Annotated in this window: 18 protein-coding genes; 16 read left to right on the plus strand and 2 right to left on the minus strand. The window is 64.9% G+C overall.

All coding sequences use genetic code 11. The annotated features are described in order from the left end of the window. The first annotated feature begins 57 nt into the window (after nt 1–57). From AC5WNI_RS01380 to AC5WNI_RS01395, 4 genes are all read left to right on the plus strand, one after another. The gene (locus tag AC5WNI_RS01380) at nt 58–2,109 is read left to right on the plus strand and encodes a sensor histidine kinase (RefSeq protein ID WP_285460574.1); all 2,052 of its coding nucleotides are present in this window, start codon (nt 58–60) and stop codon (nt 2,107–2,109) included. A 16-nt stretch (nt 2,110–2,125) separates the two neighbouring features. Further along, nucleotides 2,126–3,655: a sigma-54-dependent transcriptional regulator gene (locus AC5WNI_RS01385; RefSeq protein WP_175090041.1), complete on the plus strand. Its 1,530-nt coding sequence runs from the start codon at nt 2,126–2,128 to the stop codon at nt 3,653–3,655. Between the two features lie 122 nt (nt 3,656–3,777). Continuing rightward, nucleotides 3,778–4,539, plus strand: coding sequence for a DUF1007 family protein (locus AC5WNI_RS01390; protein WP_487886088.1), 762 nt, complete (start codon nt 3,778–3,780; stop codon nt 4,537–4,539). Next, entirely contained in the window at nt 4,529–5,791 is a 1,263-nt protein-coding gene (locus tag AC5WNI_RS01395; protein ID WP_487886089.1) for a nickel/cobalt transporter, read from the plus strand. Before AC5WNI_RS01390 ends, AC5WNI_RS01395 begins: the two co-directional genes overlap by 11 nt. 149 nt (nt 5,792–5,940) lie before the next feature. On the opposite strand, the gene AC5WNI_RS01400 is transcribed toward AC5WNI_RS01395, so the two are convergent. Further along, on the minus strand, nt 5,941–6,369 hold the full coding sequence (locus AC5WNI_RS01400; RefSeq protein WP_175090038.1) for an HIT domain-containing protein: 429 nt from the start codon (nt 6,367–6,369) through the stop codon (nt 5,941–5,943). Between the two features lie 404 nt (nt 6,370–6,773). On the opposite strand from AC5WNI_RS01400, the gene AC5WNI_RS01405 reads away from it, so the two are divergent. The 8 genes from AC5WNI_RS01405 to AC5WNI_RS01440 all read left to right on the plus strand — a co-directional run bounded on the left by AC5WNI_RS01405 (nt 6,774) and on the right by AC5WNI_RS01440 (nt 14,090). Continuing rightward, a complete protein-coding gene (locus AC5WNI_RS01405) occupies nt 6,774–7,781 on the plus strand; it encodes a TAXI family TRAP transporter solute-binding subunit (RefSeq protein WP_175090037.1) in 1,008 nt (335 codons plus the stop codon). A 363-nt stretch (nt 7,782–8,144) separates the two neighbouring features. After that, on the plus strand, nt 8,145–10,217 hold the full coding sequence (locus AC5WNI_RS01410; protein WP_254627132.1) for a TRAP transporter permease: 2,073 nt from the start codon (nt 8,145–8,147) through the stop codon (nt 10,215–10,217). Between the two features lie 204 nt (nt 10,218–10,421). Next, nucleotides 10,422–11,201, plus strand: a complete 780-nt coding sequence (locus tag AC5WNI_RS01415) for a sulfite exporter TauE/SafE family protein (RefSeq protein WP_254627115.1) — start codon at nt 10,422–10,424, stop codon at nt 11,199–11,201. Nucleotides 11,202–11,380: 179 nt separating this feature from the next. Then, nucleotides 11,381–12,376 (plus strand): zinc-dependent alcohol dehydrogenase family protein, encoded by a 996-nt coding sequence (locus AC5WNI_RS01420; RefSeq protein ID WP_487885853.1) that lies wholly within the window; start codon nt 11,381–11,383, stop codon nt 12,374–12,376. A gap of 65 nt (nt 12,377–12,441) precedes the next feature. Continuing rightward, complete coding sequence (locus AC5WNI_RS01425; protein ID WP_084589348.1) at nt 12,442–12,573, plus strand: entericidin A/B family lipoprotein; 132 nt, start codon at nt 12,442–12,444, stop codon at nt 12,571–12,573. Nucleotides 12,574–12,596: 23 nt separating this feature from the next. Beyond that, nucleotides 12,597–12,728 carry an entericidin A/B family lipoprotein gene (locus AC5WNI_RS01430; protein ID WP_107335644.1) on the plus strand — a complete coding sequence of 44 codons (132 nt, stop codon included), beginning with the start codon at nt 12,597–12,599 and terminating at the stop codon, nt 12,726–12,728. A gap of 151 nt (nt 12,729–12,879) precedes the next feature. Then, on the plus strand, nt 12,880–13,011 hold the full coding sequence (locus tag AC5WNI_RS01435) for an entericidin A/B family lipoprotein (RefSeq protein ID WP_043333217.1): 132 nt from the start codon (nt 12,880–12,882) through the stop codon (nt 13,009–13,011). A 191-nt stretch (nt 13,012–13,202) separates the two neighbouring features. Beyond that, complete coding sequence (locus tag AC5WNI_RS01440; protein WP_285460570.1) at nt 13,203–14,090, plus strand: LysR family transcriptional regulator; 888 nt, start codon at nt 13,203–13,205, stop codon at nt 14,088–14,090. A gap of 111 nt (nt 14,091–14,201) precedes the next feature. Here AC5WNI_RS01440 and trhO read toward each other — a convergent pair whose 3' ends face one another. After that, nucleotides 14,202–15,314, minus strand: coding sequence for an oxygen-dependent tRNA uridine(34) hydroxylase TrhO (gene trhO / locus AC5WNI_RS01445; protein ID WP_285460569.1), 1,113 nt, complete (start codon nt 15,312–15,314; stop codon nt 14,202–14,204). A 336-nt stretch (nt 15,315–15,650) separates the two neighbouring features. Here trhO and AC5WNI_RS01450 point away from each other — a divergent pair, with 336 nt between their 5' ends. From AC5WNI_RS01450 to AC5WNI_RS01465, 4 genes are all read left to right on the plus strand, one after another. Next, nucleotides 15,651–16,442 carry a formate dehydrogenase accessory sulfurtransferase FdhD gene (locus AC5WNI_RS01450; RefSeq protein WP_175090033.1) on the plus strand — a complete coding sequence of 264 codons (792 nt, stop codon included), beginning with the start codon at nt 15,651–15,653 and terminating at the stop codon, nt 16,440–16,442. Nucleotides 16,443–16,473: 31 nt separating this feature from the next. After that, nucleotides 16,474–18,867 carry an FdhF/YdeP family oxidoreductase gene (locus AC5WNI_RS01455; RefSeq protein WP_487885854.1) on the plus strand — a complete coding sequence of 798 codons (2,394 nt, stop codon included), beginning with the start codon at nt 16,474–16,476 and terminating at the stop codon, nt 18,865–18,867. Between the two features lie 171 nt (nt 18,868–19,038). Further along, entirely contained in the window at nt 19,039–19,479 is a 441-nt protein-coding gene (locus tag AC5WNI_RS01460; RefSeq protein WP_175090031.1) for a VOC family protein, read from the plus strand. A 285-nt stretch (nt 19,480–19,764) separates the two neighbouring features. Next, a complete protein-coding gene (locus AC5WNI_RS01465) occupies nt 19,765–20,991 on the plus strand; it encodes a GGDEF domain-containing protein (protein WP_487885855.1) in 1,227 nt (408 codons plus the stop codon). Nucleotides 20,992–20,999: the final 8 nt, after the last annotated feature.

Genomic DNA, 20,999 nt, shown 5'->3' on the forward strand with positions numbered 1-20,999 from the left:
TGCAGGCAGGCAGAGCCGGAGCCCGGGCGAGCCCGCGCTCGCGCGGTGTGACTGCCCATGACGCTGAGTGCGCTGCGCCGTCGGCGTCTGGCCTGGCTGGCGCTCTCGGCCAGCCTGCTGGTCGGGCTGATGGCCTTGTTTGCTCTCTGGCACTGGGAGTTGGCGCGCAGCGAGCGTGATGCCCGCCAGCACGCCGCGACTCGTCTGAATTTCTACGCCAGCACCCTGAATGCCGAGTTGTCGCGCTTCCAGTGGCTGCCGGAATTGCTGGCACGCCAGGCCCGTGTGCGCATCGCCCTCGGCGAGCAGGGCGTTCCACCTGCGGCAACGGCGCCTGTGATCCCCTCAGATCAGCCCGATGCCGCCAGCGCCGTCGCTTCCCTAGGTTCGAGCAGTGACCTCAACCAGCATCTGCGGCGTGTCGCGCGCGCCTCCGGCGCGGCGGCCATCTTCCTGACCGACCGCGACGGCATGACCGTGGCCGCGAGCAACTTCGATCAGCCAGACAGTTTCGTCGGCTATCGCTACGACTATCGCCCCTATTTCATCGATGCCCTGGCGCGCGGGCGCGGTGAATTCTTCGCCGTCGGCAATACCACCGGGCGTCCCGGCTATTTCGTCTCGGCGCCGGTGCTGGCGGCCGAGGGCCAGCCGCTGGGCGTCATGGTGGTCAAGGTCTCGCTGGAAGCGCTGGAGGATACCTGGCGCCAGGCGGGAGAGACGGTGCTGCTCGCCGATGCCAATCGCATCGTGCTGCTGGCCTCGCGGCGTAACTGGAAATATCGCGCGCTGGAGGCGATCGAGCCGCAGGCGCTGGACAGCATTCGGGCGCAGCAGCAGTTCCGCGGAGCGCCGCTGACACCGCTGTCGCGGGAGTTGGAGGACGGTAGCCTGGTGCTGGGTGACAACCACGAGCTGGCGGCGTCGAAGATCGTGCCGCTGCCGACGGCGGCGATGGGCCAACGCTATCTGGATGAGTCGCTGGCCAGCGGGCCGCTGGGCTGGCAGCTGCATTTTCTGATGCCGCTGCGGCCACTTTATATTCAGGCGCGCAATGTGGTGCTGGTCGGGCTCGCCGTGATTCTGGGGCTGGCGATGATGGCACTGTGGATGCGCGAGCGTCAGGCGCGCCTGGGGCTGATTCGGCGTGAAGCGGTGATGATGCGCGAGATCAACGAGCGCCTCGAGGAGCGGGTCGCCCAGCGCTCGCGCGAACTCGAGGCCACGCGTGATGAGCTGGTGCAGGCCGGCAAGCTGGCCGCACTGGGCACCATGGCGGCCGGTATCGCCCATGAGCTCAATCAGCCGCTGGTCGGCATTCGCACCTACGCTGCCAGCGGCGGCAAACTGCTGGCGCGGGGCATCGCCTCCGCCGCAACGCGCCCCGAGTTGACCGCACGTGCCGCCGAATCCGCCGCCAGCAACTTCACGCGCATCAGTGAGCTGTCCGAGCGCCTGGCGGACATGATTCGCCAGTTGCGGGTCTTCGTGCGTCCGGCCAGTCAGCAGGCACCCGTTGCCCTGGCGCTGGCGCCACGCATCGACTTCGCACTGGAATTGCTCGCCGAGCGAGTCACCGCCCTCGATCTGACGGTGGAGCGGGAGGCGCTGCCCCGGGACGTCATCGTGATGGGCGAACAGGTGCGTCTCGAGCAGTTGCTGACCAACCTGATCCGCAATGCGCTCGATGCGCTGGAAGGGGAGCAGAAAGCGCAGCAGGCCGGTCAGCAGAGCGACGAGCCTGACGATGGCCGCGCGGCCCCGAGATTGCGCCTCAGTTGGCAGGCCTGGCCGTCAGTGGCCAGTCTTGAGGGGCAGCCGGGCGGATGTCTGCGTATCGAGGACAATGGCCCCGGCATCGACCCTGCGCTGCGTGCCACGCTGTTCGATCCCTTCACCACCACACGTGAGGTCGGTGAAGGCATGGGGATGGGGCTGTTTCTGAGTTATGGCCTGGCGCGCGACCTCGGTGGCCAGCTGCGTCTGGCCGATGGCTCTGCGCTGGGCGGCGCCTGCTTCGAATTGTGGCTACGCACGCCGGCGTCCGAAGCGGAGCACGCCACTGACGACACTCCACGGCAAGGCAGCGGGCAGCAATCCGTGACATGACGGGGTATTCGCACGAATGACAGGCTATACGCACGACAGCGCTGGCTTCGAGGGCGCAGAGGAGTTTGCCGCCACGGGCCTGGACCCGGCAGAGCTGCGCCTGCAGCAGGACAGCGATCTGACCCGCGAGGCCCCGATATGGCTGGTGGATGACGACCCGGCGGTGCGTGAATCCCTCACCCAGTGGCTGGAACTCGCCGAGATCCACCTGCGCTGCTTCTCGCGCGCCGAGGCGCTGCTGGAAGCCTTGGCTGCCGCCGAGCCGGTCAGCGTGGTGATCAGTGATATTCGCATGCCGGGCATGGATGGCCTGACGCTGTTGGCGCGGCTTGCGCTGCAGGCACCGGAGCTGCCGGTGCTGATGATGACCGGCCACGGCGATGTCGCCACGGCCGTTGCCGCGATGCAGGCCGGCGCGCGCGATTTCATCGAGAAGCCGTTTGACCCCGAAGCACTGGAGCTCAAGCTGCGTCAGGCGCTGGCGGGGCGGCGTCTGAGTGATGAAAACCAACGCCTGCGCCGCCGCTTGAGCGTGCGCGGCCTCAGTGGTCTGCTGCGTGGCGAGAGTCGTCAGATTCGCCAGCTGCGTGAGCGATTGCTTGAATTGCGCGGACATCCGGCGCGTGTCTGGATCAGCGGCGAGACGGGCAGCGGGCGCAGCACTCTGGCGCTGGCGCTGGCCGAGCATGCGCCGCCTGCTGAGGCATCGCTCTCATCTACCGCCATGCCGACGGCGGCGACGGCCTTGCTGGCGCGAGTGGAATGCGCCCCCCTGTCGCAAGCCAGGGCAGAGGGCGCGGAGGCACTGGCGAGCGCGATCGAGGATGCACTCGCGGCATGTCCTGCAGCCAATACCTTGCTGCTGCATGAGGTGGACCAACTGAGTGGCGCGCAATGGCAGTGGCTGGACGGCTGGATCGCCACTCGTGAGGACGGCGCCCGCCAGGCGCCGCGGCTGGTGTGCAGCGCGCTGTGCAGCGTGGGTGACTTGATGGCAAGCGGGCCTCTGACTCGCACCCTGGGGCATGCGCTGGCCGAGATCGAACTGACGACACCCGCCCTGCGCGAGCGGCGCGAGGATATCCCGTTGCTGATGGCGCACTTCAGCCGTCAGGCCGCCGAGGTGCACGAGGTGGAGGCGCAACCCTTCGCCAGCGGTGAGCTGGCTGCATTGATGGCGGCGGACTGGCCGGGCAATCTCTGGCAGCTGCGCCAGGCCGCCAGTCGCCGTGTGGTGCTGGGGGAATTGTCCACGACGCGACAGCCATCCGCGCCGGGCAATGCCTCAGCAAAGGAGAATGCAGACGAGGCCGGCAATGGTGGGAGCGACGAGGCGCTGGCGAGCAGCGAGGACCAGGGGCTGGCGGCACAGGTGGCGATGTTCGAGTCGACCTTGATTCGCGCCGCCCTGACCCGCGCACGCGGCAACATCGCTCAGGTGCTGGAGGAGCTGGCACTGCCGCGGCGCACGCTCAATCTCAAGATGCACAAGTACGGACTGCGCCGTGAAGACTTTCGTCATGGTCATGAGGATCCGGCGAACTGACCATCACCACTGCTTGTCGAAGGTGTCCTCGGGCTGCGTCGGGGTGCCGCCCGTCTGGTCATGAAGTAACATCCTGCCAAATCTTTCCTGTCGTCCCCGTGACGTTCTGCCGGAGTTTCTCGATGTCTGTTGCTGTTCATCGCCTGGTGGCGGCGCTGTCGTCCGCGCTGGCGCGTTTCCTATCTCGTCATGGCCTGCGCCCCGTAGCCTGGCTGACGCCGTTGCTGATGCTGGGCACCCTGGTCGTCAGTCAGCCTGCCGCCGCCCACCCGCACGGCTGGGTCGACCTGCGAGTGACGTTGCGTCTCGATGACCAGGGGCGGGCCGTCGCGATGCGCCAGTATTGGCTGCTCGACCCCTTCTACAGCCTGACGCTGCGTCAGGAGCTGTCCGCACTTGAGGACGATACCAGCATGGAGCAGCGTCTCGATGTGCTGGGCAGCGAGATTCTGGCCAATCTGTCGCAGTTCGATTACTACACCCATGTCACCCTGGACGGCGAGCCCGTGGCGCTTGGCAAGGCGACGCGCCAGACCACTTGGCTCAAGGGCGAGCGTGTCGCCTTCCAGATGGAGCTGCCGCTGGCCGAGCCGGTCGCGATGGCTGGCCACACCCTCAGTTATCGCATCTACGATCCCACCTATTACATCGAGATACTGCATGACCCGGACGCCATCGCCGTGCAGCAAGGACTGGTGGTGAGCGGGCTGGAAGGGCAGGGCTCGGCGCTGAGCTGCACGCCGGGAATCTCGCCGGCCGACCCGGACCCGTCCAAGGTCGCCGAGGCCTCGATGCTGGATATCAACGCCACTGCTCCGATGGATCTCGGCCAGTACTTCGCCGAAGTCGGCAGTGTCAGCTGTGAGGTGGCTGATGAGCAGTGAGCCGAAGGACACCAGCGGGCTTGGCGATATCAAGAGCCTCAAGGGCATGCGCGATGGCCTGCTGAAGCCGGCCTCGTCGCGAGGGCGGCGCCTGGCCGGTTGGCTGGCGGTCGGCTGCGGGCTGCTCGTGCTGGGCATGGCGCTCTGGCCAGGCCTGGTGCAGGGCTGGGGCGAGGCGCTGGGGTGGGTCTTCGCCGAGCAATCACGTTTCCAGCGCTCGCTGGGGCGAGCGATGAGCGAGCTTGCCGCGCATCCGGGCACCCCCTGGGCGCTGATCGGGCTGTCCTTCGCCTATGGCGTGCTGCATGCCGCGGGCCCCGGGCATGGCAAGGTCGTCATCAGTACGCTGCTGGTCAGTCAGCCCATCGTTCGGCGCCGCGCGCTGTGGCTGTCACTGCTGGCGGCCTTGCTGCAGGGCGTCAGTGCACTGGTGCTGGTCGGCCTCGGGGCGGGGCTGCTCGACTGGGCGGGGCGCGATGTGCTCGGGCAGGTCGAGAAGGTCACCTTGCTCAGTCATCTCGGGGTGCTGGTACTGGGGGGGCTGTTGCTGTGGCGCGCCGCGCGTTCCTTGTGGCGCGCGCTCAGCGCCCGGGCTGTCTCAAGCCCGGTTTCAGGCACGACCAAGCCAGAGGCGTCAGCGATGCAGGGGCTGGCGTTCGAGCCGTCGCCTGGCCACGACCACTCACATTCTCACTCTCACTCTCACTCTCACTCTCACGGCCATGTTCATTCACATGGACATGACTGCGGTTGCGGTCATGCGCATGGCGTGACGGCGGAGCAGGCCAGTGGCGACTGGCGCACCATGGGCATGGCGGTGCTGGCGATCGGCCTGCGGCCGTGTTCCGGCGCGATTCTGGTCTTGCTGGCCGCGCTGGCGCTGAACATGGTCGGCAGCGGGGTACTGGCGGTGCTGGCGATGTCATTGGGCACCGCGCTGACGGTGGGTAGCGTGGCGATGGCCACCTTGATCATGAAGGCCAGCGGACGTCTGGCGGCGGCCGGCGCGCGCCTGGGTGGGCCGCACTCGGACGGCCGCGCGCGTCGTCAGTGGCCGTGGGCGGCGCTGGTCGGTCTGCTCGGCGGCATCATCATCACTGTCTTCGGCGCCTTGCTGGTCGCCAGCAGTCTCAAGGCGCTGGACTCTTCCACCGGTCGTGGTGCTTCGCCGTTCGATCGCTCGGCGCCGGGCACCTCCCTCCAGAGCCCTCTGGGCCCGAGATCCTCAGGACAGACCTCAGGCGACGAGTGAGATCAGCGCCAGCAAGGCTGGTATCCCACTGACTACCTGTCGCTTGCTACCTGCCACACACTACCTGCGAGTTACGACAACGGGGCCCATCGGGCCCCGTTGTCGTAGATGTGAAAGCGTAGATGTCAGTGACAGCGCCGGTGACGCTGTCAGTAGGAATAGCTCGGCAGCTCGGCGATCTTCATGCGCAGGGTGTCGATCAGTATCGTCAGCGCCTCGTTGTCGTGGGGCTCGGCCGTGCCGACGCCCCACACCGGCCCCGGCCAGGCTGCATCATCGCTGCGGCGGGCGATCACGTGCATGTGCAGCTGCGGCACCATGTTGCCCAGTGCGCCGATATTGAGCTTCTCGCTGCCGCTCACCGTCATCAGCAGCTCGCCCAGTTGGGTGGTTTCCTGCCACAGCTGCTGCTGGGCGCTGCTGTCCAGCTCATAGATCTCGCGGATGGCATCGCGGCGCGGAATCAGTATCAGCCACGGATAGCGCGCATCGTTCATCAGGCGCACGGTGCACAGCGGCAGATCGGCCACGAAGTGAGTGTCGGCATCCAGCTGCGGGTGAAGGCTGAAGGGGGGCATCGTCTCTCCTTGATCGGATGGAGCAGGGCGGGCGTGAGTCGAGGGCAAAGGGTAACCCGAATCGTGGCGGACGCCTTGGCTTGAACACCCGCGAATGCCCTCAGTGTGACCAGATCGGCAGAATCCTGCCACTTTGCGGATTGCCCGTGCGCGCTCTGGAGGCTGCGCAATGCCCCCATCGCCAAATACCGCGTCGCGCGGACAGTTGCTAACCTTCTTCCTACGCTGAAGCAGAGGCTCGCAACGAACGCCCCACGCAAAAGAGGGCTACCTTGCGCATTGTCGGTCGCGACATGGCCAGCACCGCCCAGGGCCAGAGCCTGCTCAGCCGCTATGTCCGTCTGCTTACCCACATTACAAGAACGCTCAACCTGCGCCCGGCAGGTTCGCCAAGGAGTCACTCCATGCAAAAGCGCCAGATCCTCAAGGCCGGTCTCGGTCTCGCCATCGCAGCCTCTCTTGGTCTCAGTGCCGTGGCTCAGGCGGAAGGCAAGTACATCATGGGTACCGCCACCACCGGTGGCACCTTCTACCCGGTCGGCGTGGCACTCTCCACGCTGATCAAGGTCAAGCTCGAGCCGACCGCCGGCATCTCCGTGTCCGCGATCTCCTCTGCCGGTTCCGGCGAGAACCTCAAGCTGATGGAAGAGGACCAGGCCCAGTTCGGCATCATCCAGGGCCTCTACGGCGCCTGGGCATGGAATGGCACCCCGCCGGTCAACAAGGCGCACAAGAACCTGCGCAGCATCTCGATGCTGTGGCAGAACGTCGAGCACTTCGTGGCCCGCAACGATGAGGTCAAGACCGGCACCATCGAGGACATGACCAACTTCTACGGCAAGAGCTTCTCCATCGGCAAGAAGAATTCCGGCACCGAAGGCTCGGGTCGCTTCATCCTCGAGCAGCTGGGTATCGATGCCGACAAGATGGATCTGGCCTACATGGGCTATGGCCCGAGCGCCGACGCGATGCAGAACGGCAACATCGACGGCATGAACATTCCGGCCGGTGCACCGGCCTCCGCCGTGACCCGCGCCTACGCCAACCTGGGCGGTGAGATCACCACGCTGGACTTCACCGAAGAGCAGCTGGCTAAGGTCAACTCCCAGTTCGAGCTGTGGACCCCGTATGAAATTGCCGCTGGCACCTACCCGGGCCAGGACGAGGCGATCAACACCATCGCCCAGCCGAACATCCTGGTGGTGCGTGACGATGTCTCCGAAGAAGACGTCTATCAGATCACCAAGACCATGTACGAGAACCTGCCGTTCCTGAACAACATCCACCCGGCCACCAAGGCCATGGCCCTCGACAAGGCCATCGCGGGCCTGCCGCTGCCGCTGCATCCGGGTGCCGCACGTTACTTCAAGGAGCAGGGCATCGAGATTCCGGCGCGCCTGATCGCCGAGTGATCCACACCTGATGTTCCCGCTGCCCTCATCGCTCGCCTCTGGCGGCGGTGAGGGCAGCGCAGTTTCCCAGACCAATAAACCACCGCCGGTCCGGCGCCATGTCACTGCCCCGCGCGGACAAGGTGAGGCGCAGGACCAGAGCAGTGCCCACGAATGATTGTTGTAGAAGCCCGTATTCTCCTCGCAAGCCCGGGCGCATGGTGACGCAAGTCGCCGCTGCGCCATCGCTGTCTGATCCCGTCTTGAGGCAACGCCATGCATGATTCCCGCTCGCCAGAGCCCTCTCGTCCCACTGATAGCGAAGCGCAGGAGCCGGATCTCTCCGGTGTGCGCGACGAATCCGCCGAAGCTGCGCCGTGGCGCATGGAGCTGCCCTGGCTGGGGCGTGCCGTCTTCGTGATCTCCATCGTCATCTGTCTGGCGCACCTGTACTTCAACACCGTCTCGACCCTGTCGGAGCTGTGGGTGAGCGCCTTGCACTACGGCCTGTTCGGTCTGCTGTGTGCGCTGACCATTCCGATGCTGACCCCGGCCAGTGATGGTGCCAAGCGCTGGGTGCTGGGCGTGGATGTCCTGCTGGGGCTGGCGGCACTGGGTTGCGGCCTCTACCTGATCGGCTTCGAGGATGCGCTCTATGACCGTGGCGTGGTGTTCTCCACCGCGGACTGGGTGGTCTCCATCGTCGCGGTCGGTCTGATCCTCGAGTTCGCGCGTCGCACCACTGGCTGGTTCATCCCGGTGTTGTGTCTGATCGCGCTGACCTACGTGGCCTGGTGGGGCAAGTATGTGGGCGGCGTATTCAACTTCCCGGGCCTGACCTGGGAGACGGTGCTGTTCAGAAGCTTCATCGGTGGCGAAGGGATGCTGGGCTCCATCGCGCGCATCTCCTGGTCCTACGTGTTCATGTTCATCCTGTTCGGGGCCTTCCTGGTCAAGTCCGGCGCGGGTGACTTCATCATCGATCTGGCGCGCTGCGCGGCGGGTCGCTTCAAGGGTGGTCCGGGCTTCGTGGCCGTGTTCGCCTCCGGCCTGATGGGCTCGGTGTCAGGCTCGAGTGTCGCCAACACCGTCTCCACTGGCGTGATCACGATTCCGCTGATGCGCCGTGCCGGCTTCCCGGCGCGCTTCGCGGCAGGCGTCGAGGCAGCCGCCTCGACCGGTGGTCAGCTGATGCCGCCGGTGATGGGTGCAGGCGCCTTCATCATGGCGTCCTACACCCAGGTGCCGTACCTGACCATCGTCGGCGTGGCCGCCTTGCCGGCGCTGCTCTACTTCCTGTCGGTGGCAATGTTCGTGCGCATCGAGGCCAAGCGCTCCGATGCCACGGCGCTGGACGACCCGCAGGGTCCGCGTCTCAAGGACGTGCTCAAGGATGGCTGGCACTATCTGGCACCGCTGTTCGTGCTGGTCGGCGCGCTGATCTATGGCTTCACGCCGACCTACGCCGCCGGCATCGCGATCCTGTCCGTCATCGCGGCTTCTTGGCTGTCGAAGAATCCGATGAAGCTCGGCGACATCATCGAGGCGATGCTGGCCGGGGTGCGCAACATGACCACCACCGCGATCCTGCTGATCACCGTCGGCCTGATCGTCAACGTCGTCTCCACCACCGGTATCGGCAACACCTTCTCGCTGATGATCACCGACTGGGCGGGTGGCAGCCTGCTGATCACCATCATCCTGATCGCGTTGGCGTCATTGATTCTGGGCATGGGCCTACCGGTGACGGCGTCCTATATCGTGCTGGGCACGCTGTCCGCCCCGGCGCTCTACAACCTGATCGCCCATTCCCAGCTGGTGGATCTGCTGGCGGCGGGCAACCTGCCGGAGCAGGCCAAGGCCATCTTCATGCTGGCCGCACCGGACAAGCTGGATCTGCTGGGCGCGCCGATGAGCATGGACGCCGCCCGCGAACTGCTGGCGCTGGTGCCGGATACCTTCCAGAGCCAGCTGTATGAGCAGGCGCTGTCGCCGCACGTGCTGACCATGGCGCTGGTGAGTGCGCACATGATCATCTTCTGGCTGTCCCAGGATTCCAACGTCACGCCGCCTGTCTGCCTGACCGCCTTCGCGGCAGCCGCGATCGCCCGCACGCCGCCAATGAAGACCGGCCTGATGGCCTGGAAGATCGCCAAGGGCCTCTACATCGTGCCGCTGCTGTTCGCCTGGAGCCCGCTGATCTCCGGCGACATCGGCGAGATGCTGACGGTGTTCGTGTTCGCGCTGTTCGGGATCTACGCCATCGTCGCGGGCCTGGAAGGCTATCTGGAGCACGAGCTGCCCTGGTGGCTGCGTCTGGCGATGTTCCCGCTGGGTGCGCTGATGCTGTGGCCGCATGGTCAGCTGACCTACGACCTCGCGGGTCTGGTCATCTTCCTGGGCGTGCTGGCCTACAGCGTGCGCCAGAGTGGCCGCCAGCAAGCGCTGGCGCACTGAGCCAGGCGTGTCGGATGAGCGCCAGACGCGTCAGCCGATATGGCTGAAGCAGGCGTGACGCGACGCGATATGCTATGAACGATGCCCGGCATCACTTTCCCCCGCTCAGTCACGCGAGGGTGGTGTGTCGGGCATCGCGCGCTCTGGGGCATGTCTGCCGCAGGCGTCTTCACTCAACGGAATAGTGGGACAAGGAATGTCGGCATGATGTCGGATGTTGCAGGGCTGACAAGCGGCCTTGATCTGATCAGCGTAGTGGCGCTGATTGCACTGGGAGGCGTGGCCGGTTTCATCAATGTGCTGTCGGCGGGTGGCTCGATGCTGACGCTACCATTGCTGATGTTTCTCGGTCTGCCGCCTGCCCAGGCCAATGCCACCAATCGCGTGGCGATCGCGCTGCAGAGTGCGACCGCGACCAGCACCTTCCTCAAGGCGGGTGCACACAACATGGGGGTGGCCTGGCGGCTGGCCGTGCCTGCCGTGGCAGGCGCCATGCTGGGGGCCTGGCTGGCGACCCGCATCAGTGCCGAGGCCTTCGAGAGTGTCCTGATCGTGGTGATGGTGGTGTGTTCGATCATGATGCTGCTGCCGACGCCGCGCATCGACACCCGTGAACTGACGCCGGAGCGCGTCACGCCCGTGGTGGTGCTGGCGATGTTCGGCATCGGCATTTATGGTGGCTTCATCCAGGTCGGTGTCGGCGTGCTGTTCATCGTGGTGCTCTACCGGCTGCTCAAGATCGACCTGACCCAGGTCAACGTCTTCAAGGTCTTCATCGTGTTGATGTATACCCTGCCGGCGCTGGCGGTGTTCGTGTTCGATGGTCAGGTGCGCTGGGCCTATGGTCTGGTGCTGGCGATCGGCAACATGAGCGGTGCCTTTCTCGGCGCGCGGGTCAACATGAGTCCCGCGGGGGCGCGGTGGGTCAAGTGGCTGACGGTCGCGGTCATCTTCATCATCGTGCTCAAGCTGGCGCTGACCTGATGCTGAGTCGATGCTGACCTGATGCTGACCTTATGTTAGATACGGAGTAAGCTCGCGGTAATCTGAACGGAATGCCTGCCTGTCCTGTCGACACACCGGCATGCCGCTCACCCCCTATTCATGATGGCGCCGAGCCCGGCTATGGCGTCTCTTCCTTCATCGTTCAGGAGTCTTTCCTCATGCAAGCCATGGTCATCGAGCAGTACGGCGGTCCCGAAGTGTTCGCCGAGCGCGAACTGGAGACCCCGACACCGGCGCGGGGGCAGGTGCGTATCAAGGTGACGGCTTCCAGCATCAATCCCATCGAGACCAAGCTGCGCAGCGGGCTGGTCAAGTCGCACCCGGAATTCCCGGCCATTCTCAATGGCGATGTCTCCGGGGTGATCGATGCCGTCGGCGAAGGCGTGACGGACTTCTCCGTCGGGGATGAAGTGCTGGGCTGTGCCGGTGGCGTCAAGGGCTGGCAGGGCGCTCTGGCGGACTACATGATCGCCGACACCCGGGTGATCGTGAAGCGCCCGAGCCTGGCGGCGCTGACGCTGGAAGAGTGCGCGGCCTTGCCGCTGGTGTTCCTGACGGCCTGGACAGCGCTGGTCTCGCGCGGTCAGGTCAAGGAAGGCGAGCACGTGCTGATCCACGCCGGCACCGGCGGCGTCGGCCATGTCGCGGTACAGATCGCCAAGTATCTCGGCGCGCATGTCACCACCACCGTGTCCAGCGAAGCCAAGGCGGATCTGGCGCGCCAGCTGGGCGCCGACGAGATCATCAACTACCGCGAGGAAGCGGTCGCGGACTACGTGACTCGCCTGACCTCCGGGCGTGGCTTCGATCTAGTCTTCGACACCGTCGGTGGGGATAACCTGGATCGCTCCATCGAGGCCACCGCGACCTCCGGCCGTCTGTGCTCCATCAATACCCGCTCGACCCACGATCTGACCCAGCTGCACGCCAAGAACCTGTCGCTGCACGTCATCTTCCGCTCGGTGCCGCTGCTGACCGGTATCGGCATGGACGACCAGCCGGAGCTGCTCAATGCCTTGAGCGAGATGCTGGAGGCCGGTGCGGTTCGTCCGCTGCTCGACGAGCACCAGTTCAGTTTCCGTGACGTGGCCAAGGCGCACGAGCTGCTGGAATCCGGCGAGGCGCTGGGCAAGATTCTGCTGGTAAATCGTTGAGTGTTGGCACCTTCGGCCAGTGAGGGTGTCTCACCTTCGTTGGCCGTTGATCAGGAAGGGAAGTGATGAGAATGACGCGTTTGATGGTGGCTGCCCTGTTGGTGGCCAGTGTGAGTCTGGCCGGCTGCAATACCGTGGCCGGTTTCGGCAAGGACCTGGAGCATCTGGGCGGTTCGATCGACAACGCCGCCAGCTGATTGCCCGAGAGAGAGGAATGCCCATGCGACGATTCATGATGATGACTGGCACCGCGCTGCTGTTCGGCCTGCTGTTGGGTGGCTGCAATACCGTGGAAGGTTTCGGGGAAGATCTCGAACACCTTGGGGGTTCCATCGAGGAATCGGCCAGTTGATGGCACTGTCCATGACATGGGCGGTGAGTGAACAAAACATGAATCTCACCCCTTGAAAGCCCATGGGGCGGCCCAAGGTATGAGGGGAGAGGCGCAGGAACTGGCGTCTTCATGAGATTTCTCGATATTCACTACCGCAAGGAGCATGACCATGTCCCGCACCATTGCACTCATCTTCGCCTCTTTCTTCACTCTGGCAGCGCTTTCCGGCTGCAACACCGTTGACGGTGCTGGCCAGGATGTCGAGCACGCTGGCGAAGCTGTCCAGGACGCCGCTCAATAGGCGACGCCCCGGATAGTGGTGATATCCAACGCCCGGCCATCGCGCCGGGCGTTTTCGTGTCTGATCGCCAGACATGCAGACATGCAGACATGCAGGCGTGCTGACTGACGGGCCGCCTTGCGTCATCATACCGCTGACGGCATGCGTCCCCGGCGTGCGTCACTCCCTCCACCGCGAGCCAAGGGCCCGACATGGATCATCGACAGTTGAGTTTTCTGGTCGCGCTGGCCAGTGAGCGCCATTTCGGTCGCGCAGCGCGAGTCTGCCATGTCACCCAGCCGACGTTGTCGGCACGCCTCAAGCAGCTCGAGGAGGAGCTGGGCACGGCGCTGATAATACGCGGTCACCGCTTCGAGGGCTTCACACCGGAAGGGGAGCGCGTGCTGACCCACGCACGGCGCATTCTTGCCGAACTGGATGAACTGAAGGGAGACCTGTCGCCGGACGCGGTGCTGACCGGCCGCCTGTCACTGGGCGTGGTGCCGTCGGCGCTGGCGGCGGTCGGCGAGTTTCTGCCGCGGCTGCGCGAGGCCTTTCCACAGCTCTCGCTGCGCCTGCGCGAGCTGTCGACGTCATCGCTGGCCCAGGGACTCGAGGATGGCGAGCTGGATCTCGCGGTCGGCTACCCCGCGGCGCCGGCCATGAGCGGCTTCGCCTGTCGACCGCTCTATCAGGAACATTCGGCCCTGATCGCCAGTCAGGCGCATTTCCGCCTGCCCGACGCGCCGCAGTGGGAGTGTCTGCGTGACTATCCGCTGGTGTTGTTGACGCCGGAGATGCAGCAGCGGCGACGCCTCAATCAGCAGTTCGAGCTGCTGGGGCTGCAGCCTTCGCCCTTGTTGGAGGCCAATTCGATTTCCGGCCTCGGCGTGATGCTGGAGGCTGGTCTGGGGGTCAGCGTGCTGGCGGAGAACCTGGCCGATTCGCGGCTTGGTGAAAAGCTGATCGCGCGCCGACTGCCCGGGGAGGGCGAGACGGTCGGGCTGTTGTGGCGCAGTGGTCAGCAGCGTAGCCGACGGCTGGAGGCCGTGCTTGAGCTGCTGCGTTCGTTACCTCAGCCATCGGGTGTGGCCGGTTGAGCGAGCCTGCAACGCAGAACACCCCGTCGAGACGGGGTGTTCGGATAGCGAAAGCGGCGTTGGCTGCTATCAGCGCTTCCTGCCGGCTTGCTTGCAGATCTATTGGCAGATCTACTTGCCGGACTTCTCGCTGGCCTTCTTGCTGGCTTCCAGCGCGGCACGGCGGGCGGCTTCACGCTGCTGCTGCTTGGCATCCCGGCGTGCCTGCATCTGGGCGACGGCGTCCATGCCCAGATGAGCTTCGCCACGCTCTCTGGCGAGACGAATCTGGTTCTCGCGCTCAGCGAAGCGCGCCTTCTGGGCATCGCTCAGTTTGTCGTAGCAGCGCGGGCAGCTGACGCCTTTCTGGTAGCGCTCGCTCTGCTTGTCTTCCTCGGTGATCGGCAGACGGCAGGCATGGCACTGGTCGTACTGGCCAGGGCGCAGCTGGTGGTCGACGGTGACGCGTTCATCGAACACGAAGCACTCGCCCTGCCACAGGGTCTCTTCCTCGGGCACCTCTTCCAGATACTTCAGGATACCGCCCTTGAGGTGATAGACCTCATCGAAGCCCTGCTCCTTGAGATAGGCCGTGGACTTTTCGCAGCGGATGCCGCCGGTGCAGAACATCGCCACCTTGCGGTGCTGTTTCGGGTCCAGCTCACGCGAGACGTAGTCCGGGAAATCACGGAAGGCTGTGGTGTTCGGGTTGACGGCTCCGGCGAAGGTCCCCACTTCCACTTCATAGTCATTGCGCGTGTCGATCAGCAGCACCTCAGGATCGGAGATCAGCGCATTCCAGTCCTTCGGCTCCACATAGGTCCCGACGGTGTGACGCGGATCGATGCCCTCGACGCCCATGGTGACGATCTCGCGCTTGAGCTTGACCTTGGCACGCAGGAAGGGTGCCTGCTCGGCCAGTGACTGCTTGGTGTCGAGCTCGGCCAGGCGCGGGTCGCTGGTCAGCCAGGCGAGCAGCGCATCGATGCCGGCGCGTGAGCCGGACACGGTGCCGTTGATGCCTTCGCGGGCCAGCAGCAGGGTGCCGCGGATGGCGTGCTCGTGCATCACCGCCAGCAGCGGGTCGCGCAGCGCCTCGAAGTCCTCGAGGGTGACGAACTTGTAGAGCGCGCAGACCACATGCTGTGGCGCCAGCGGGCTGGGGCGGGCGGAGGCAGTCGTGCTGGTCAGCTGCGGGGTGCTGGCCTGATCAGGCGTGGCAGTCAGGTCGGGAGTGTCGGTCATGCGAAGGTCCTCATGCGGGCCGGAACGTAAATCCGGAGCAGGATGATCGAGAGATGAGAGCGGCCGGCGAGCGGGTGATATCGCGTCAGCAGGAGCACCCTCAAGGGTCGGCGACGCATTTTACGCGACTCGCGTGCGAATTTCTCGCCCACCGCGATGGCCCGCGTGCCTGTCACCGGCATGACGCCATCTTCATTGGCGGTTTCTATCAATTGGCGGCTCGGTTCAATTGGTCGCCCTCACGGCATGACGGTAGGATGTTCCCATATTGCGCAGAGGTAGGGTGAGGGTTGCGCGCACCATTCTCGCCACGCCTCTGCGCCACGGAGAGCCGTAATGAAAGATTCGCTCTATCAACAAGCGCCAGGCGCTGCAGGCTACGCGGACGCCCGCGAGGTGCCGCTGCGCGAGCTGGATGGCCCATCGGAGCTGCCGGTGAGTCTGGCGCTCAATGACACCGCGATGGGCACCTTGCTGGCCAGCCCAGAGGCCCTTGAGCCACTGGCGCTGGGGCATGCCTTCACGGCGGGCTGGATCACGCAGCGTGACGAGGTCTTGGCGATCCATCTCTCGCGGCTGCGTCATGGGCTGGCGGTGCGTCTTGAGGTCAGTGACTCGCTGGCGCGCAAGGCCGAGCGGCATCAGCGACGTGAGAGCAGTGTCTCGAGCTGCGGCGCCTGTGGCGTGCAGGACGAAGCGGAGCTGATGGCGGGACTCATGCGTCTGCCGCCACGGGCAGCGCTGGCGCCCTATGCACTGATGCGCGGGCTGGAACGTCTGGAGCGCGCCACGCGCCGCGGCATGCATCTGGCGCTGGGGCTGGACGCCGAAGGGGGTCTGATCTCGCAGGGCGCCGATATCGGTCGCCACAATGCGCTGGACCGCGTGATCGGCATGAGTCTCGACAGCGGTGTGTGGCCCGAGGCGTTGCTGGTGTCGAGCCGCTGCAGCCTGGAGCTGGTGCAGAAGACAATCCGTGCGCGCATTCCGACCCTGATCACCCTCGCGGTGCCCTCGCGCCTCGCCGTCGAGACCGCCCGCGCCTGCGACCTAAATCTGGTCTGTGCCCACCGCGGGCGTCGACTCGAACTGCTCAGCGGTCACGCTGATCGCCCCTGTTTATCCTAGCTCCTGTTCCTTCTAGCCACTGGACCCTGACATGACCGAGTCTGCAGCCCCCGAGATCGAGACGCCCGAGCCGGCGTCTGCCAGCCTGCCCCGTGAGGATGCGCAACAGACGCGTCATCCGCGCATTGCCGCCTATTCCGGGCCGGCGGGTGGCTGGGGCGCGCTCAAGAGCGTCGGTCAGCATGTCAGTCACTCCAGGGCGCCGTGGAAGAGCGTGCGCTCCCTGCTCAAGGCCAATCAGGACAAGGGCTTCGACTGCCCGGGTTGTGCCTGGGGGGACCCGGAACACGGCTCCTCCTTCGAATTCTGCGAGAACGGTGCCAAGGCGGTGGCCTGGGAAGTGACCGCCAAGCGTGTCACACCGCGCTTCTTTGCTCAGCATACCGTCACGGAGCTGCTGGGCTGGGACGACTTCATGCTCGAGGATCAGGGCCGCCTGACCGAGCCGATGCGCTACGACGCGGCCAGTGATCGCTATATTCCGATCAGCTGGGACGCGGCCTTCGCGCTTGTCGCTGAGCATCTCAGCGCGCTGTCGTCGCCGGATGAGGCGCTGTTCTATACCTCGGGGCGTGCCAGCAACGAGGCGGCCTATCTCTACCAGCTATTCGTGCGTCTGTTCGGCACCAACAACTTCCCCGACTGCTCCAACATGTGCCACGAGGCCAGCGGCGTCGGCATGAAGGCGAGCCTCGGCGTCGGCAAGGGCACGGTGCTGCTGGAGGACTTCGAGCATGCCGATGCCATCTTCGTGTTCGGTCAGAACCCCGGCACCAATCACCCGCGCATGCTGGGCGATCTGCGGCGTGCCTCACGGCGTGGCGCGCGCATCGTCAGCTTCAATCCGCTGCGTGAGCGGGGGCTGGAGCGCTTTGCCGACCCGCAGTCGCCGCTGGAGATGATGACCCTCTCCAGCCAGCCCATCAGCCATCGCTATTACCAGCCGCGCATGGGCGGCGACATGGCGGCGGTGCGTGGCATGGCCAAGGCGCTGTTCGCGATGGAGGCGCGGGGCGAATTCACGCGCGCCGCCAGCTTCATCGAGGCGCATACCCGGGGCGTCGAGGACTGGCAGGCGCTGGTCGAGTCGACCGAGTGGGCAACCCTCGAGGACCAGTCCGGCCTGACGCGCGCTCAGCTCGAGGAGGCGGCAGCCATCTTCGCTGGCGCCGACAACGTCATCTGCACCTGGGCAATGGGCATCACCCAGCATCTGCATGCCGTCCAGAGTGTGCGGGAGATCGTCAATCTGCTGTTGCTCGGGGGGCACTTCGGTCGCCCCGGTGCCGGGGCCTGTCCGGTACGTGGTCATTCCAACGTCCAGGGCGATCGCACCATGGGCATCGACGAGAAGGCGCCCACCTGGCTGATCGATGCGCTGGAAGCGCGCTACGGCGTCAGCATGCCGCGTACGCCGGGCTACAACACCGTGGAGAGCCTGGCGGCGCTGGAGCAGGGCAAGGCGAAGACCTTCATCGCGCTGGGCGGCAACTTCACGCGTGCCACGCCGGACAGCGAGCGAACCGAGGCCGCGATGCGCAACCTCGAGCTCAACGTCCAGATCAGCACCAAGCTCAATCGCAGTCATCTGGTGATGGGCAAGCAGACCGATGCGCTGATTCTGCCGTGTCTCGGTCGCAGTGAGATCGATCGTTCCTCACAGGTGGCTTCCCAGCACATCAGCGTCGAGGACTCGATGTCGATGGTGCACTCCAGCGTCGGTATCAAGGCGCCGGCCAGCCCTGAATTGCGCTCCGAGCCCGGCATCATCGCGGCGATCGCGCGTGCCACCCTGGCGCGCGTACTGCCGGCGCGAGGTGTCCGTGATCCGGTCGATTGGCAGGCCTTGAGCGAGAACTATGATCTGATCCGTGACGAGATCGCGGCGGTCATCCCCGGCTTCGCGGACTTCAATGCACGACTGGCACACAAGCGCGGCTTCCACCTTGCCAATCCGGTGCGCGAGCTTGCCTTCCGGACCTCCAGCGGCCTGGCCGAGTTCTCGCACATGCCGCTGCCAGAGTCGGTGATACATCAACAGCTGGCGCAGCGTGACGGCTGGCTGACGCTGCAGACCATGCGCAGTCACGATCAGTACAACACCACCGTCTACGGCTACAACGACCGCTATCGTGGCGTATCCGGTCAGCGGCGGGTGATCTTCATCAATGGCGAAGACCTGGCGCGACTGGGGCTGGCCGATGGTGATTGGGTCGACATGCTCGGTGAGCCGCGTCCGGACGGCAGCGAACGGCGTGCGCCGCAGTTCCGTCTGGTCGAGTACGACATCCCGGCCGGTTGCATCGGGGCCTACTATCCCGAAACCAACGTACTGGTCGCGTTGGAAAGTCACGGCGCTGATACTGGCACGCCATCCTCCAAGGCGGTGCCCGTACGCCTGGAGCGCAGTTCACGCATCGCCTGATGGCGCGAGACGCCAGCAGCAGGGTGCATGCATCGCCACACTGCCGTGCCGCGAGGAGACTCGTCGCGCGGCAGTCGCGTGTCTAGAATATCCCTGCGCCGAGCCCGCTACGCTCGGCCACGCCTTTTCCATCTTCAGTGTTGCCTCAGCCACCGTTCAAGAGAGTGATCCATGCAATATCTGCACACCATGCTGCGTATCCGTGATGTCGACGCTTCACTGCATTTCTTCTGTGACCTGCTCGGCATGGTCGAGATCTCGCGCAAGGATTCCGAGAAGGGCCGCTTCACGCTGATCTTCCTGGCAGCCGCGCAGGATGCCGAACGAGCCCGTGAGATGAAGGCGCCGATGCTGGAGCTGACCCATAACTGGGACCCGGAGGAATACGAAGGTGGGCGCAACTTCGGCCATCTGGCCTATCGCGTCGAGGATATCTACGCTACCTGTCAGCATCTGATGGACAACGGCGTGACCATCAACCGCCCGCCGCGTGACGGCCACATGGCGTTCGTGAAAAGCCCGGATGGGATTTCGCTGGAGCTGCTGCAGGCCGGTGACGCCCTTGAGCCGCAGGAACCCTGGGCCTCCATGAGCAATACTGGCAGCTGGTAAGCAAGCAAGGTCGCATATTGACGTGCGCGTAAGCGTCGCATCCAGGCAACGCAATAGCCGAATTACGACTGGTGCATCGCCCAGCAGGGCTTATGATGTAATGAAGTTCATAAGCCCCGTAGCATGATGTGTGACATATCGTGCTCGGCCTTAGTGGAGTGTCATCGCGGCAGGCAGGTATACCTTCTTCCTTTTTCCTGCTGCCCGCCTGCCGCGATGTTGCACCTTCTGCACTCGCGTGAGGGACTGCCACGCGGACACTGCCTAGCTGGCAAGGACTGCCTGATGCCAAGAGTCACAAGTGCCTGGCTACGTCATGAACCACGATTGCTCGCCGTGGAGCATCGTCGTTTCTACCATGCCTATCTTTGGGTCTATCTGATGCTGATGGGCCTCTTCGTGATGTGGGTTCCCTTCTTCACTCTCTTCAACGAGCCGCGGCTGGCATTCGTCAGCGGCATCATGGCACTCGTGTCCGTGCTGGGCGTGATGATGCATCGGGCGCATCAGCTGACGCTGGGCCTGGCCCTGATGATGAGCGCCTTGACGCTGATGGCCTGGCTCTCGGTTTTCTGCTTCGGGCTCTCGGCGGGCTATGAGTACTATTTCTTCATCGTGATGGCCGGTATTCATCTGGCACCGCTGGCGCCGCGCATTCGTGTGGTGACGACGCTGATGCTGTTCATGGCGGCTGTCTCGGCATTGATGGTCTCGCCGGTACTGTATGAGGGAGAACTCTTGCGGGCCTGGATGCTGCAGTCTGCCAACCTGTTCGCGGTCTTCCTGATGATGGTCACCTTCCTGTGGCGCATGCTGGCGCTTACCGAACACTTCGAGCGCCAGTATCTGAAGGATGCCAGTCGTGATGAGTTGACCGAATTGCTCAATCGCCGCCAGATATTGCGCCATGCCGAGGACTGGTGGGGTGACGGAGTGCCCTGTGCGGTCTTGATGCTGGATGCCGACAACTTCAAGCGCGTCAATGACCTGCATGGTCATGCCGTCGGTGATGAAGTACTGCGCCATCTGGGCCGCCTGCTGACGGCCACACTACGTCAGGGCGATCGCGCCGGACGTGTCGGGGGAGAGGAGTTCCTGGTGCTGCTGCCGCGCATCGGGCGTACCGAAGCCATCTCCGTGGCGGGACGCATGCGCTCCCTGCTGGCCAAATCCCCTCCGGTCTTCGCCGGCACGCCGGTACCGATCACGGTTTCCATCGGCGTTTCCATCAGTCATGAAGTCGATTCGTTGGATGAGCTGATGCAGCTGGCCGACAGGCGGCTGTATCACGCCAAGCACAATGGGCGTGATCAGGTGGTGGCCGGTGGGGAACATGAGATGACAGGCTTTGCCACGGCCGATGTCAGCCCTCCACCTCCCGGCAATGACGGCGGCGGACTTGGCAAGGCAGAGGCCATGGAGGAGGGCGCTCGCGACAAGGAGGATGACCGCCAGGAAAAGCGGCACCACAAGGACTCCAGCCCTTTCTCGCGGACACCCCTCGTTGGCTGACATGCGCT

Source organism: Cobetia sp. PDI-12MA (assembly GCF_059507695.1).